General features: G+C 70.5%; 17 protein-coding genes, 1 pseudogene and 2 CRISPR repeat arrays. Of the genes and pseudogenes, 8 read left to right on the top strand and 10 right to left on the bottom strand.

Features of this window, described 5'->3' with window-relative positions; genetic code table 11:
- The first annotated feature begins 129 nt into the window (after positions 1-129).
- Positions 130-759, top strand: coding sequence for a TetR/AcrR family transcriptional regulator (locus SYYSPA8_RS31030; protein ID WP_323450734.1), 630 nt, complete (start codon positions 130-132; stop codon positions 757-759).
- Between the two features lie 18 nt (positions 760-777).
- On the opposite strand, the gene SYYSPA8_RS31025 is transcribed toward SYYSPA8_RS31030, so the two are convergent.
- From SYYSPA8_RS31025 to SYYSPA8_RS31010, 4 genes are all read right to left on the bottom strand, one after another.
- Entirely contained in the window at positions 778-1260 is a 483-nt protein-coding gene (locus tag SYYSPA8_RS31025; RefSeq protein ID WP_323450733.1) for a hypothetical protein, read from the bottom strand.
- A 98-nt stretch (positions 1261-1358) separates the two neighbouring features.
- A CRISPR array of direct repeats spans positions 1359-2182; the repeat unit is 29 nt; unit sequence GGGTCCATCCCCGCGTGCGCGGGGAGCAG.
- A 278-nt stretch (positions 2183-2460) separates the two neighbouring features.
- Entirely contained in the window at positions 2461-3078 is a 618-nt protein-coding gene (locus SYYSPA8_RS31020; RefSeq protein WP_323450732.1) for a flavoprotein, read from the bottom strand.
- A gap of 188 nt (positions 3079-3266) precedes the next feature.
- A complete protein-coding gene (cyaB, locus tag SYYSPA8_RS31015) occupies positions 3267-3830 on the bottom strand; it encodes a class IV adenylate cyclase (protein ID WP_323450731.1) in 564 nt (187 codons plus the stop codon).
- 15 nt (positions 3831-3845) lie between these two features.
- Positions 3846-4679 (bottom strand): helix-turn-helix domain-containing protein, encoded by an 834-nt coding sequence (locus SYYSPA8_RS31010; protein WP_323450730.1) that lies wholly within the window; start codon positions 4677-4679, stop codon positions 3846-3848.
- Positions 4680-4763: 84 nt separating this feature from the next.
- Here SYYSPA8_RS31010 and SYYSPA8_RS38510 point away from each other — a divergent pair, with 84 nt between their 5' ends.
- Together SYYSPA8_RS38510 and SYYSPA8_RS31005 are read left to right on the top strand one after the other, a co-directional pair.
- Complete coding sequence (locus SYYSPA8_RS38510; protein ID WP_456115173.1) at positions 4764-5021, top strand: DUF7848 domain-containing protein; 258 nt, start codon at positions 4764-4766, stop codon at positions 5019-5021.
- Positions 5018-5242: a hypothetical protein gene (locus SYYSPA8_RS31005; protein ID WP_323450729.1), complete on the top strand. Its 225-nt coding sequence runs from the start codon at positions 5018-5020 to the stop codon at positions 5240-5242. The genes SYYSPA8_RS38510 and SYYSPA8_RS31005 overlap by 4 nt, the downstream gene beginning before the upstream one ends.
- A gap of 426 nt (positions 5243-5668) precedes the next feature.
- Here the strand turns inward: SYYSPA8_RS31005 and SYYSPA8_RS31000 are convergent.
- Positions 5669-6192, bottom strand: a pseudogene (locus SYYSPA8_RS31000) (flavoprotein).
- 271 nt (positions 6193-6463) lie between these two features.
- On the opposite strand from SYYSPA8_RS31000, the gene SYYSPA8_RS30995 reads away from it, so the two are divergent.
- From SYYSPA8_RS30995 to SYYSPA8_RS30975, 5 genes are all read left to right on the top strand, one after another.
- Positions 6464-7666 carry a helix-turn-helix domain-containing protein gene (locus tag SYYSPA8_RS30995; protein ID WP_323450728.1) on the top strand — a complete coding sequence of 401 codons (1203 nt, stop codon included), beginning with the start codon at positions 6464-6466 and terminating at the stop codon, positions 7664-7666.
- 124 nt (positions 7667-7790) lie between these two features.
- Positions 7791-8054, top strand: a complete 264-nt coding sequence (locus SYYSPA8_RS30990) for a DUF7848 domain-containing protein (RefSeq protein WP_323450727.1) — start codon at positions 7791-7793, stop codon at positions 8052-8054.
- A gap of 5 nt (positions 8055-8059) precedes the next feature.
- The gene (locus SYYSPA8_RS30985) at positions 8060-8284 is read left to right on the top strand and encodes a hypothetical protein (RefSeq protein WP_323450726.1); all 225 of its coding nucleotides are present in this window, start codon (positions 8060-8062) and stop codon (positions 8282-8284) included.
- Positions 8285-8599: 315 nt separating this feature from the next.
- Entirely contained in the window at positions 8600-9100 is a 501-nt protein-coding gene (locus SYYSPA8_RS30980) for an NUDIX hydrolase (RefSeq protein WP_323450725.1), read from the top strand.
- Positions 9100-9276 (top strand): hypothetical protein, encoded by a 177-nt coding sequence (locus tag SYYSPA8_RS30975; protein WP_323450724.1) that lies wholly within the window; start codon positions 9100-9102, stop codon positions 9274-9276. The genes SYYSPA8_RS30980 and SYYSPA8_RS30975 overlap by 1 nt, the downstream gene beginning before the upstream one ends.
- A gap of 45 nt (positions 9277-9321) precedes the next feature.
- Positions 9322-9717: a CRISPR direct-repeat array (repeat unit 29 nt; unit sequence GGGTCCATCCCCGCGTGCGCGGGGACCAG).
- 94 nt (positions 9718-9811) lie between these two features.
- Here SYYSPA8_RS30975 and cas2e read toward each other — a convergent pair.
- From cas2e to cas7e, 5 genes are read right to left on the bottom strand one after another with little or no spacing between them, the layout of a single operon-like run.
- Positions 9812-10183: a type I-E CRISPR-associated endoribonuclease Cas2e gene (gene cas2e, locus SYYSPA8_RS30970; protein ID WP_323450723.1), complete on the bottom strand. Its 372-nt coding sequence runs from the start codon at positions 10181-10183 to the stop codon at positions 9812-9814.
- Complete coding sequence (gene cas1e, locus SYYSPA8_RS30965; RefSeq protein ID WP_323450722.1) at positions 10180-11130, bottom strand: type I-E CRISPR-associated endonuclease Cas1e; 951 nt, start codon at positions 11128-11130, stop codon at positions 10180-10182. Before cas1e ends, cas2e begins: the two co-directional genes overlap by 4 nt.
- 4 nt (positions 11131-11134) lie before the next feature.
- Positions 11135-11851 (bottom strand): type I-E CRISPR-associated protein Cas6/Cse3/CasE, encoded by a 717-nt coding sequence (gene cas6e, locus SYYSPA8_RS30960; protein WP_323450721.1) that lies wholly within the window; start codon positions 11849-11851, stop codon positions 11135-11137.
- Positions 11851-12573 (bottom strand): type I-E CRISPR-associated protein Cas5/CasD, encoded by a 723-nt coding sequence (cas5e, locus tag SYYSPA8_RS30955; protein ID WP_323450720.1) that lies wholly within the window; start codon positions 12571-12573, stop codon positions 11851-11853. Before cas5e ends, cas6e begins: the two co-directional genes overlap by 1 nt.
- A complete protein-coding gene (gene cas7e, locus SYYSPA8_RS30950; protein WP_323450719.1) occupies positions 12570-13796 on the bottom strand; it encodes a type I-E CRISPR-associated protein Cas7/Cse4/CasC in 1227 nt (408 codons plus the stop codon). Before cas7e ends, cas5e begins: the two co-directional genes overlap by 4 nt.
- Between the last annotated feature and the right edge of the window lie 5 nt (positions 13797-13801).

The raw sequence follows: 13801 nt of genomic DNA, 5'->3' as shown, positions 1-13801 counted from the left end.
TTCCATGCCGTCCTCCGCGCGTCTTCTCCCGGCGTGCTCTGTCGCTCACGGGACGGGTGGGGCACCGGTGACAAGGCCGCCATCCCCCTATGTTCACGCTGTACACTGCCTCGGGAGGTACCGCCAGACATGGTCAGTGACACGCGCTCGTACCACCACGGCGACCTGCGCTCGGCGCTGGTCGAAGCGGGCCTCCGGCTCGCGCGCGACGGCGGCTCCGACGCACTCGGCCTGCGGTCGGTCACCCGCTCCGTCGGCGTGACCCCGAACGCGGCCTACCGCCACTTCGCCGACTGGCAGGCCCTGGTCCTCGCCGTCGCCGCCGAGGCCCAGGACCTGGCCGCCCGTGCCATGCGCGACCGCATGGAGGAGGCCACCCCACCCCCCGACCCGGCCACCGCCCCGCCGGACCCCGCCGAACGCGCCCTGCGCCGCCTGCGCGGAGTCGGCCTCGGCTACATCCACTTCGCCCTCGCCGAACCGGGCTGGTTCGACCTGGCCATCCTCACCCTGTCCGGCCCCACCGGACCACGCCTGGCACCCCCCTACCAACTCCTGCTCGACACCCTCGACGAGGCGGTGACGGCGGGCGCGCTGACCCCGCAGCGCCGCACCGACGCCCAATGGGTCTGCTGGTCGGCGGTCCACGGCTTCGCGGACCTGGCCACCCGGGGGCCTTTGCGCCGCCAGGACCGGGCGACGGTGGACAGGCTGGCGGAGCATGTGGTGGACAGTGTGATCGGGGACTTGCGGCGGTAGGGAGTGGTGCCTGGGTGCTCAACCCTTGCGGGCAGCGCCCTTTGGCCAGACCACGTCAACGGGCAGCCCGGCGGCGCGCGCCTCGGCGACCGTGTCGGCGGTCCCGCCCTTCCCCGCCGGCGGAGAACTGTCCCAGACCGCGACCAGACGGTCCGCCCGCCGCAGCAGCTCGGTGTTGGCAGCCTCATAGGCGGCACGGTTCGCCGTCGGATGCGCCAGGGTCACCACTTCGGCCGCCGCCTCGATGAGCCGGTCGAAGACGGCCACGTGACCGGGCTTCACCTTCGCCTCCCGGTAGTCCTGGGACGGAAGTACGACAACCAGCCGCCCGCCCGCCTCCACCACCTCCTCCGCGAAGATCGCGTCCGCCCCGGCGGCGATGCACGACACCCCGGTCAACTCGGGGCCGTGCTGGGCCAACAGGTCCCGCAGGGCGGCCCGGACCAGGGGGACGCTCTCCTCGGTGAGATCCATGTGCCCGGTAACAGCGAGTGACACCATGTCCACTCCTCAACTCGACAGCGGGTGGGGGACACTATCTCGCGGCCCGGCGTGCGCGGGGAGCAGTCTCCCTGGGCGGGCTGTCCGGTCCGGCCTTCGGGTCCATCCCCGCGTGCGCGGGGAGCAGGAACCGCGCCATCGCTCAGGACGCGAAGCGGAAGGGTCCATCCCCGCGTGCGCGGGGAGCAGGTCGTGCCGTACCTGGAGTGGCGTGGGAACTCGGGTCCATCCCCGCGTGCGCGGGGAGCAGTCGCCGTCGTCCTCGTCGCCGCCGTTGCCGAAGGGTCCATCCCCGCGTGCGCGGGGAGCAGCGCCAAGTTCGGCGGCGCCGCATGAGCAACATGGGTCCATCCCCGCGTGCGCGGGGAGCAGGCATTATGGCAAGCCGTGTGCTGCCAGCGGCTGGGTCCATCCCCGCGTGCGCGGGGAGCAGCGCCGGTCCGCGAGGCAGTGCCACGCCTCCGCGGGTCCATCCCCGCGTGCGCGGGGAGCAGGGACCCATCCGCTCCCCCGACCACCCGGCCAGGGGTCCATCCCCGCGTGCGCGGGGAGCAGGATCGCGGCCGGGGCCGTTGCGATCGTCGCCAGGGTCCATCCCCGCGTGCGCGGGGAGCAGTGCCCGGGCGGCGGCGCGGTCGGCACGGCGCCGGGTCCATCCCCGCGTGCGCGGGGAGCAGATCTGTCCAGATTCCATGAGGGCTCCCAACAGGGGTCCATCCCCGCGTGCGCGGGGAGCAGCGGCCAGCTCTGGTGGGACACAACCCTCCAGACGGGTCCATCCCCGCGTGCGCGGGGAGCAGGTCACGTGATGGTGTCGACCGATTTTCAAGCGGGGTCCATCCCCGCGTGCGCGGGGAGCAGGAGCAGTTCCACAACCCCGTCGGCGCCCGGCGGGGTCCATCCCCGCGTGCGCGGGGAGCAGAGGAGCTGACCTGGCCCTTTACTCGGCGGACTCCCTGTTTTTACCCACTTCCCAAGATTCAGACATCACGCACTTTTGACCCACAGGCGCGCTCACCGTCCTCTCGTACAAGCCACCGACTCCCACACCCCACACTCCCCCAACCACTTCCGATTCGCGTACCGCCTTGGCTGCCACGACCTCGCCACCATCGCCCTGGAGCGGACGGACTGGCCGCCCTCGCAGCGTAGGTCAGCATGCAACGCAAGGGCCCGGGGACCGTCCGGGATCACTACCCCTCAGGGACTGCGCAAGTCTGACGTGCCGGACCTGCCGCCCCCCAGAGCCACCCCGGGAGTGCCCGGCGCAGTCGCCGCCCGGGGCACCACCGCCGCAGCCGCCGCAAGCGCCCGCCCCCACGGAAACGCCTGGGCCTGCCCCTGCTTCGGCGGATGCGGCTCGTACCCGGCCGGCCCGTCCAGGTACACCACCCCTTGGGCGCGCAGATCCGCGATGCTCCGCTTCACGGCAGGCTGGGCGCCTTGGGCTCGGTTGAAGTACGGCATCGCCAGCACCGGCACACCCATGTTCGCCCCTTCCGAGACGAGCCCGATCGCCAACGTGTCCGCGATGCCGGCACCCCACTTGTTCAACGACGTGCACGACAGCGGTGCCACGAGCATCGCGTCCGCCTTCGGCAGCGCGTCCCCCTGGCTGGGCAACTTGTATTGCGATCGCACCAGATGTCCGGTCAGCTCCTCCAACTCCCCGCGCCGACCGTCCCACCAGCGGGCTGCGGACGGGGTGAGGATCAGGCACACGTCCCACCCTGCGGCTTGGGCCTCTCGGACCCCCGTGTCGACGTACTCGGTGGGCCCGGCGGCGCAGGCGATCAGATAGAGCACTCGCTTCGTCATGCGCGCAGTCCACAGCGATCGGCCAGCGCACACAAGTCCCCGCCTGGCTGGGCATGGGCCCGGACGACATCCTCCACCAGCCGCAACGATGCTGGACGGCTCTGGACCTCGTCCGGCGCGATCGAGTCCGCTGACAGCAGCGCGGCCGCGGCAACCTCCTTCCGCCGTGCGAGCAACCCCGCCCGGTGTCACAGCAACGTGGACCGTCGCGCGCGGACCGCGTCGGTGTACAGCTCTCGCGTGAGATCGGCCTCGCCAATGCCCAGGGCGGCCAGGACCGCACGGATGTCGTCCAGGGCGGGAGTCACCTGATCGGCGTCCACCAGAGTCTCTACTTCCAGGAAGGTGCCGTCGACCTCCGGTACCCGTACGAGCGTCGCGAGCAGGTCTCGCCCTCGCTCAGTGAAAGCGTAGTTCCGGCACTTCTTCCGGAAGGCGATGACGGGCTCGTACCCGAGGCCCCGCAGAATGGCATGCGTGGCCTCGGCGTCGCCGACTACCGTCTCCTGCTCAGGCTTCGAGCCGGACGCTTCGTCCACTTGGGCACCCTTGTACGTCAGGACCGTGCGGGTTCCCGTTGGCCCATACACCGTCCGGACGCGCAGTTCGGCGTCCTTGCGGTCGAGTACCCCGCCGGGCAGGTCGTAATAGGTGTCCTCATAGATCTCGGCCATGCCGACTGCACGATCATCCAGCATCCGCACCACCTCTGTCGGCGCGTGGACCCTTGCTTTCAGCTCTGCCTCGATCATCACAACTCCTCACGCTCACACAGTTCTCCTGGCATCGTCGAGCATCGCTTCGAACGCGCGCTGAAAGCCACGAAAGAGCGGCCCATGCGGAGACTTCATCACCTTGTACGTCGCCGATTCGTGGCCCTCCCACCCAGGGTCGAAGGTGCCGATGAACATGGTGGAGTCTGTCCGAATAATCCGCCAGGTTGGCAGGATTCCATAGCGCCACACTTTGACGTTGCAGGACTCCGGCAGCTCTCTCAAGCGGCCCTCGGTCAGGCGTACTCCGGATGCCAGGGATTCGGCGGATTCCCCGATCTCGGTCGCCCGTAGGGCCAAGGCGTCGCTGTCCGGATCGAGCAGGAGGACACGCACCTGGGGATGCGCGCCCTCGTGGAGACAGGAGCGGAGCAGGCTGTCGTTCAGGCCCAGGAGCCCAAGGCCTCGTACCGCGAGTACGTCCAGTTCTTCCGCGTCTCGGGCCTGCTGCTGTATCTCCGATGCTGCGGCATGCTGAGCCTCGTACACCCGAACGATCTCAGGGAATGCCGCCAAATCGAACGGAGCATCACGCGGTTCCCGTCTCAAAGCCAGCCCTACGAGGTGGCGGGCTCGATCAGGCATGGACAGCCCGTCCGCAATCCGCTCGTAGACGTCCAACCGGGAGACTTCTCGACGGCCGTTGACAATCTCACTGACGCGGGCCGCAGTCATGCCGACCGCAGCTGCGATCTGAGCTTGACTCGCCCCGCTGTACTGCTGAACCCGCCGGAACACCTCGCCCACGTCCCGGTCTCGAAGGGCATATCGAACTTCAGTCCGATCCCATGCCCAGTCGGGTAGCTCCAGTGACGCGAATGCACTCATGCTTTATCTCCCGCTCTCGGGTTCTCACCGTGAGATTGCCTTTCGGGTATCGAGCAGCCACGCAGTGTCGTGGACTCTGGGGCAATGACAGAGTCACCTGGTGCAACCGGAACTCATGGGACCTCGAAGCGTCTGTGGGCTGCTGTGCACACGATGACCCAAGTGGGTGAGGCGCGGACGCTTCGGGTGATTCAGTGCACCCGGTGCGATGCACAGTCGTCGCTTGCGCCGCTTGAGGCCTTCGCCCGCTGGGCTCTCGACCATGCGCTCGACACCGGGCACCGGGACTTCCGGCAGGTGTTCACCGTTGACACGGATCCGGCGGGGACGTGGTGGACATGACCATCTACCGCCAGTGCCAGGACCACGCCACGGCCGCAGCCACCGCGCTCCGCGAGGCCCTGGCCGCCGCTGGGGTCGGCGCGGACGTCTGGCGGGGCGTCGGCCCGAAGGTGTCCCGGTTCGGTACCGCGCAGGTGGAGGTGGGTTGTCTGCCCGCTGAGGTGGCGGAGCTGATCGCGGCAGCCCTCCGAGCCGTGCCGATACCTGGCCCGCCTGACTGAACAGGCCCCCGTCCTCCGGCGAACGAGCGCGCGGCCGGACGGCTCCTCGGCCCGACCACGCCTCCGGGCCGAGGCCGGGGTGCGGCCGCACTGCCCCGTCGGCCGTACCTCCATCCCCGCCCACCGCACGGGCGCGGGGAGAGCCCGCCCCCGCGCCGGATCTTCCCCCGGCCCGGCCGGGGGCGGGCAACCCCACACCGCCGACCCGGGCACACGACGACCCCCACCGGAGCCGGCCCCGGAACGACGCCCCCGTCCCGCCGCCGCATCGGCGCCGTCGTCCTCGTCCAGGACACCACCGGCCGCATCCTCCTCGTACAACCCCGCGTGCGCGGGGAGCAGTCGCCGTAGTAGAAGTCTGCGGCGTCGGGCTCAGGTCCATCCCTGCTCGACACCAGCACCACCCGTAGAGGAGATGGCTCCCGATCAGGCCGGTGTCGGTAGCCCGGCGAGAGCCAGCCGCCAGGGATACGGCTGCTTCTCGCCAGGAGGGTTGGGGGTGAACCCGCCGGGTCCGTAGAGCACGGTTGCCCCAGTGTCACGGAGGATCCGGATGGACCGGCTCACCTGTGGGTGAGCCGCATAGGCGCCGTTGACGCACGGCATCGCCACTGTCCGGATGCCCTTCCCCATCCCCTCGGCAACCACCCCGACGACGAAGTCCACCGTGAGCAGAGCGCCCACGAATTCAGACTGTTCGCCGTCACCGGGGCGAAGAGGATCACATCCGCCTGGGGCCACACGTCCGGCTCACCCGGCCGCTTGTACCGTGACCGCACCGCGTGTGCGGTCAGCTCTTCCAGCCCGGCCAGATCACCGTCCAGCCGGTCCGCCGCCGTCGGTGTCAGCCCAAGGCAAACGTCCCAGCCCAGCTGCTGGGCCTCGCGGATCACGTCACCCACATGGAGTACAGGTGGTGCGGCACTTGCGAACAGGTACAGCGTCGCCATGTCCCATCTGACCACATGCCTTCGCCCTCGGCCCTGACGGGTCAAGAGTGAAGCCCGGGGCCAACGGCCTCTGGCGTGAGTACCGTTCCGGACAACGGGTCAGGAACGGAGACATCGATAGGGCCTTCCCTGATGACGACCACACCGGTGAACACATCAAGGAACAGCGGCGGCTCGCTGTGAACGAGAACGCCTCCATCAGCTGGGGGCGTATCCGCTCCCTGAGCAGGGGTACGTTTTGCTCTGTCGAGGGTCAGAACGGAGCCTCAGCATGCCCCATCCCCAGGACGACCACATCGGTGCCCGTATCGCCGACTACAGGAAACTACGGCACCTGACGCAGGCGGGACTCGCACAACGAGCCAGTATCTCTCGCGGGACGGTCGCGAAGATCGAGGCAGGCTTGTCCCCCGCCACGCCACCCATAGTCGCTGCCGTCGCGCGCGTCCTCGAAGTGGACGTAGCCATCCTCAACGGGCAGCCGTACGTCAGCGAACTCCAGGCGGACCACCTGGACCGACTGATCGCTCCGCTGTCCGACGCGCTCGACCTCTACGACCTCGGCCCAGACCCGGAGATCATTCCCCGGCCGATACAGCAGATCGCCGACGATGTCGACCGGCTGTGCGCGCATGCGTGCGCCACGGAGTATCGGGACATCGGCGCCCGCCTCCCTGGACTGCTCGGGGAACTCACCACGGCTTTCTGCGTCTTGCCCAACTCCCACCGCCACCGGACGGCGGCCACCCTCGGCTGGGCGTACTGGACCGCCTACGAGTTCGCGTACCGCCTTGGCTACCACGACCTCGCCACCATCGCCCTGGAGCGGATGGGCTGGATGGCCGAGCAAGCCCAGGATCCACTGCTGCTGGCGCTCCGGTACCGGCACCGCAGCGCCATGCTCCTGCGTCGTGGCAAGAGCGAACTGGCACTGCGAGTGCTGGACCGCGCGCACCACCTGGTGGGCCAGCACAGTGCCCCACGTTCCGTCGACGCGCTTGCTGTGACCGGGACACTGCACCTGGCCGGCGCCATCGCCGCCGCGCAGGCTGCTGACGGCGATGCCGTTGAGGGGTACCTGAGCCTTGCCCGGCAGACCGCGAAGCAGATCGGTCGGGATGTACCCACGGTGTACTGGGCATCTTTCGGTGACACCAACGTGCGGCACTTCGAGGTGGCTTCGTCTGTGCAACTGGGGCACCTCGGGCAGGCGATGAAGACGGCCCGGACGCTGCGCTTCCCCGCCGATCACCCTCGGATGCGGATCGGCCGCTACCACATCGAGATGGCGCAGGCGTATGCCCAAATGGGTAAGGCCGAGGCTGCGGAGGACGCCCTGCACCAAGCCCGCCGGGTCGCTCCCCAACAGGCTCGATACCACCCGTTGGTGCGCGAGACCATCGCTGTCCTGGTGCGCCGCCGCCGACGCGCGCCGGACGGTCTGGCTGCCCTCGCCGCGTGGGTCGGCATGTGACGCAGGGGGTCGGGGATTGTTCCTTTTCCGGGAACACTGCCCCTCAGGGACTGTGTGAGTCTGACTGTGCACGGCGAGTGACGCCTGTGCCTGTCCCGCCTCGCGCAGATTCCGAAGGGCCCTGATGACCACCACGAACAGCCAGGTCACCTCATCCGAACCGGGCGCGTGCAGCGGCGGCCCGGCCCTCTCGGTGGCGGCCGAGGCACCGATCGCCCGGATGATCCAGTGCACTCGGTGCGACGCGCGATCGCCCCTCGCTCCGCCGCTCGACGCCTTCGCCCGCTGGGCTCTCCACCACGCCGTGGCCACCGGCCACCGGGACTTCCGGCAGGCCGACGCAGAACCGTCGACCGCATCCCTCGCCGCCGCTTCGGCGATGTCCTGATGGAGATGGAGACCTGGCGTACCTGCCAGGACCGCGCCACGACCGCCGCCACCGCGCTCCGCGAGGCCCTGGCCGCAGCCGGAATCGGCCAGGACGTGTGGCGGGGCGTCGGCCCGAAGGTGTCCCGGTTCGGTACCGCGCAGGTGGAGGTGGGCTGTCTGCCCGCCGAGGTGGCGGAGCTGATCGCGGCAGCCCTCCGAGCCGTGCCGATACCCGGACCGCCTGACTGAACAAGCCCCGTCCGCCCGGTGAACGAGTACGCCGGGTGGGCGGCTCCTCGGCCCGACCACGCCTCCGGGCCGAGGCCGGGGTGCGGCCGGCTGCCCCGCCGACCGCACCCTTTCCCCCGCCGACCGCACGGGCGGGAAGAGCCCGCCCCCGCGCCGGATCTTCCCCCGGCCCGGCCGGGGGCGGGCAACCCCACACCGCCGACCCGGGCACACAACGGCCCCCACCCGAGCCGCTCCCGGGACGGCAAGCGGGTCGCCGCCGCTCGTACAGGTGCCGGCCGCGACCCCCACCCACCACCAACCGAGGAGAAGACCGTGGCTCACGCCGACATCGACCCCACCTGCCCGCCCCGCCGCCGCATCGGCGCCGTCGTCCTCATCCAGGACACCACCGGCCGCATCCTCCTCGTACAGCCCCGCTACAAGGACGGCGCCTGGCAACTCCCTGGCGGCGGCGCCCACGAAGGCGAGCACATCGCCGACGCCGCCGCCCGGGAACTCGCCGAGGAAACCGGACTGCATCTGCGGATCAGCCACTTCCTCGCCGTCGACCACGTCCCCGCCAACCCCGACACCGGCGCAGCCGAAGGCTTCAACTTCATCTGCGACGGCGGCACCCTCACCGGCCCCGACGCCGACACCGCCACCATCCCCGACACCGCACGCCACGAACTCACCGAACTCCGCTGGGTACCCCTCGGCCAGCTCGGCGAGCACACCCGGCCGTATCAAGAGCGCCGCATCCGCGCCGCCCTCCTCGCCCACCACCGCAGCGAAGCACAACCCCTCCTCGTCCACGGCAACCCGGTCGCGTAATGACCACCACCAACAGCAACCCGGAACCCCAACCGCGCCAGCGCGACGGCACGGCCCTCGCCCTCACCGCCCTGACACTCATCGGACCCGCCGACCCCACCCTCATCCTCGGAGACCACGTCCACCAAGCCGCCCAGACCATCACCACCGGCAACAGCCCTGAAGCACCCCACTGACCAGCTCCGGTCCGTCCACGCCGCAGTCATGGACGGACCGGAGCCTACTCCGGCCCCGCGTGCGCGGGGACCAGCGGGGCGGTGAGGCCTTTCTGATGGAGGCCAGCGGGTCCATCCCCGCGTGCGCGGGGACCAGGCCAGGGTGAGCCCGACCCCGGCCGGGGCCGAGGGTCCATCCCCGCGTGCGCGGGGACCAGAAAGGCGGCAGAGACCCCAAAGCGCTCATCCCGGGTCCATCCCCGCGTGCGCGGGGACCAGGCCCGCTGCGGCGACCAGATCGGTGCCGAGGAGGGTCCATCCCCGCGTGCGCGGGGACCAGCAGGAGCCGGGCAGCGAGGCATCGAAGCGCGGGGGTCCATCCCCGCGTGCGCGGGGACCAGCTGGCCGCCCAGACCCTGCGCGTCGCCCAGTAGGGTCCATCCCCGCGTGCGCGGGGACCAGAGGAGCTGACCTGGCCCTTTAGCCGGCGGACTCCCTGTTTTTACCCACTTCCCAAAATTCGGACATCGCAGACCTTTGGCCTGTTGGTGTATTTCTACCCACCGCCGAACCTCCTCCGCTTCGACGCCTTGCTCCAGCCCTGACGGGCCACCTGCGGCACTCGCTGCTCCCGCTCCCCCTTCTGCTGAGCCTTCGGGTTCGGGCGGCGGATCAGCGTCAGGCCCTCGTGGTCGGACGGGTGCCAGCCATGGTCGTGGGTCTCGAACGTGTAGCCCTGCTCGTTGTTCGTCTGGTAGGCGAGCAGGGCCCGGCCCTGGCCCGCGTACTGGCGGACCTCCGCCCAGAGGGCCTCGCGTACGCGGGTGGACGGGTTGCCGAGGAAGACGCCCGGGGAAATCTCCAGGAGCCAGCGGGTGAGGAAGCCCCTCAGGCCCACCGGGCAGTTGGTCAGGACGATGACGGTCACCAGATGACCTCGTCGCCGTAGTTGCGGCCGCCCTCGACGTACACGTCTCCGTCGGACTGGAGGGTGACACGGTCCGCGTCGGATTCGCCCGTGTCCCGGGTGCCGTCGTAGCCCAGGAGGTCCTTGATGTCCCGCACACAGCGGTCCAGCAGGCCGGTTTCGTGGATGCGGTCGCGCAGCAGGCGGCGGGTCCGGGCGGCGATGTCCTCCTCGCCCTCCGTTGCCGCGTCGAAGGCGATCGGGATGCCGATGTCGGTCTTGTAGAGGTCGGCCACGTCCAGGACGAACGAGCGTTCGTGGCCGGAGTGGACGAAGCCGAGGCCCGGTGAGCAGCCCAGGGCGACGACGACGGCGTGGGCGATGCCGTACAGGCACTGCGCCGCAGCGGTGATGGCCTGGTTGGGGGCGTCGCCGGCGGAGAAGTCGTCGCGGTGGTACTCGCGTCGGTGCCAGGGGACGCCGGTTCGGGCCGACTCCTTGCGGTAGAAGACCTTCAGGCGGTGCCCCTCCATGCTGAGGAGTTCCCTGCGGGTGCGGTCGGCGGGGTCCTCGTCGGGGAAGCGCAGGCGGTACATGGCGCGGGCCACGTCCAGGCGGGTTCGACGGTTGGCCCAGGCGGTGGCCTGGGCCTCGATGAGGGCGGAGGAGCGGGTGAGGGCTCGGCCGCCCGCGTAGTAGCGCACTCCGTGCTCGCCGACCCAGGCGACGCCCGCGCCGGACTCGCCGAGGACGGTCATGGCCTGGTGGGTGACGCGCGTCCCCGGGCCCAGGAGAAGGGTGCCGATGGTGGCGGACGGAATGTGGGTCACTCCGTCCGCGTCCTCCGCCGTGATGGCGTTGGATTCCCGGTGGACGGTGCACCGCTCCAGGTAGACGAAGGAGGTGCGGTCGCCCACCCGGGTGAGTTCACGGGGCGAGGACGCGCCCCTGCGGCTGACGGTCGTCATCGCCTCACCGCACCGGGGCGAGTGTCAGGAGACCGCAGCCGTACGCCTTGGCCTTGCCGAGGCCCTGCGTCAGGGTGCGGCGCAGGAGGTCCGGGTCCGTGACCCGGAGGCGTCCGTCGAAGGTCACCCTGGTGATGCGGACGTCGTCACGGCCGGATTTCGCCGGGGGCCGGCGGAACTGGAGCGGTTGCTGATCGCGGACGATCAGCTCGTGCTCGTCGCCCTCCGGCAGGAGCCGTCGGTCCAGCGGCTTTTCGACGATGGCGAAGCCCGCCCGTTCCTGCCGTTCCAGCAGCCAGCCGATCTGATGGCGCGGAGTGCGGTGCGCTGCGCGCTTGGTCGGGTCGCCCGGCTTGCTGTACTGGTGGTGGATGTTGTGCACGGGGTTCGCAGTGAGCCGGAAACCCCAGGTGTCCCCCTGCGCGAGCCCGGCGAGGAACTTCTCGTACCCGTACGTCGTCCAGCCGGGCTCGTCGGCCGCCGGCCATCCGGCCTGGTCGACCAGACCGGTCAGATCGGGGCGGGTGGGGCTGACGATGAACAGGAGCGTTTGGGCGGGGGTGTCGCGGTCGACGCGCCACAGGACACGGGGGCCCGTGCCGTCCCGGGTGGGAGGCACGGGGAAGGACATGTTCACCGCGCCGTGCATGCGGTGCGGTGAGCCGAGGAGCCGACGGGCCTCGGAGCGCGCGGTGTTGACGCGGAAGCGGGTCAGGTACATCAGTCGGTCCTCGGTGCGGCGGGGAAGAGCCCATCGGTCGGGTCATGGGGCGGGGCGGCGGCCCTGGTCCCGGGCAGGGGTACGTGAGAGCCCCGCAGCCCCCGCAGGCCGTAGCGCCGATGGCGGGGGTCGAAGCTCAACGGCAGGTCCCGCAGCGCGATGTCCGGGGCTTGGCCCGCCGGGCAGTCGAGCAGCACTTCCAGCCGGCCGGGAGCCGACTGGGAACCCTCCGCGCGGTACCAGTCGGACGCCTCCCACGCGGCCTCGCGCAGGGCGTCTTCGAGCCGGATGTCCGCCTGCGGCGGCCCCAGCGGGATCGGCCGGGACGGCGGACAGGAGCGGCGGCCGAGGTAGGGCAGGAAGACCGGGTCCAGCAGCGCTTCGTACAGGGCGTCGATCAGTCCGGGCGTGCCCGCCACACCCGCCACGAACACCGCGTCGGCGAGGTAGAAGCGTTCGGAGAGCGGCATCGCCTTGTCCGTGTCGCCGTGGTGGGCGGTCTGGAAGTCCCGCAGGCGGGTCCCGGGCTGGTCGATCCGTACGCCGAACTCCAGCGCGGCGAGGTCGGCGAGGTCGGCGTCCCGGGAACGGCCCTGGGCTGCGGCGAGCAGTCCCAGAACGCCGCTCTTGGTGGGCGCGTTCTCCGTGGTGCGGCGGGTGAAACGGGAGGTCGAGCCCCAGGCCTGAAGGGGACCCGCGAGCCGCAGCAGCAGCACGCTCATGCCGTGGCCACCGGCTGCGCGGACTCCCCGGCCTCTTCCACTTCCTTGACCTCCAGCCTGGCGGCCACCGCGCTCCCCACCGCGTCCAGGAGTTCCGGAAGCGCCACTTCGGTCCCGAGCGCGGCAAGTGCCTCGGTCTCCTCGCCGAACCGGAGCACCCAGCTCTGCCCGGTGTCGGTGAGCCCGTACGCCCGCTCCAGTCCGGGGACGTAGGCGGCGAGCCGGTCGCAGCTCTTCCGCACAAAGCCGCCCTCCTCGCCGACACCCACGGGCCGCTCGAAGGCCGCGACGAAGCTGATCGGCCGCCGGGTGCGGAGCTTGACCACGACCGCCGCCGGCAGCGTGTGGTTGCCGAAGGTGTTGATCTTTCCGGTGGGCAGCGAGGAGACGAACCCTTCGAGGAAGGCCGTCACCGCCCGCCGGATGGGCTCGGCGGACCCGGCCTCGTCCACACTGCCCAGGTTCTCCCGGAGCCGGTCCACGTCGACCGCCGCGTAGCGGTAGAGGGTCGCCGAGTTGAAGTCGACGGAGCCGATCATCCCGGCGCCCATCTCGTCGTCCGCGTTCCGGTCGTCGACGGCGGTGTAGTAGTCCGACTCGATCTCGACCGCGTGCACGCTCAGCGCGTGCGCCACCTGCACGGCCGCGTCCACGTTGAGATCGGTCGAGTTCGCGACCATCCGGCCGAAGAGGGCGATGTCGACGGAGTGCCGGGTGTCGACGGCCTGGCGGGCGCGGGCCTTGTTCTCCTTGTTCTGGAAGAACGTCTTGAGCGCGGCCGGGCCGCCCTCCGCCCCGCCTTCGATGGCGAGAGCCGCGAGCGCGTCGAGCTGACGCCTGCTCAGGAACATCAGATAGGACGACTCCGGAGCGGCGTCGGCGTCCTTCGCGTTGCGCTTGGGCACCGTCATCTTGGACCCCGTCGCCGTCTCGACGGTGTCCGCCGCCAGCTTCAGCGCGTCCTCCGGCGACACCGACGGATCGAGGGCGGCCATGCGCTCCGCCACCACCTCCGCCACCCTCTTCGTCCGGACGCCCAGCTCGGAGGGGTCGAGCAGTTCGGAGAACGCCTGGCGCGTGGCGCGCTTCCACGCCTGGCTGGAGACGCGCGCCCGCGTCTTCCCCCCGTAGACGGCCGTCTTGGGCGTCCCCGTGTCGTCCCGGTTGAGATTGCTCGGCGGGACGGTCTGGAGGATGTGGATGTCGAGGATGGTCCGGGTCATGAACG

The organism is Streptomyces yaizuensis (assembly GCF_034961445.1).
Lineage (GTDB): Bacteria > Actinomycetota > Actinomycetes > Streptomycetales > Streptomycetaceae > Streptomyces > Streptomyces yaizuensis.
The sequence above is the reverse complement of the archived record's forward strand: the minus strand, read 5'-3'. Positions and strand labels throughout refer to the sequence as shown.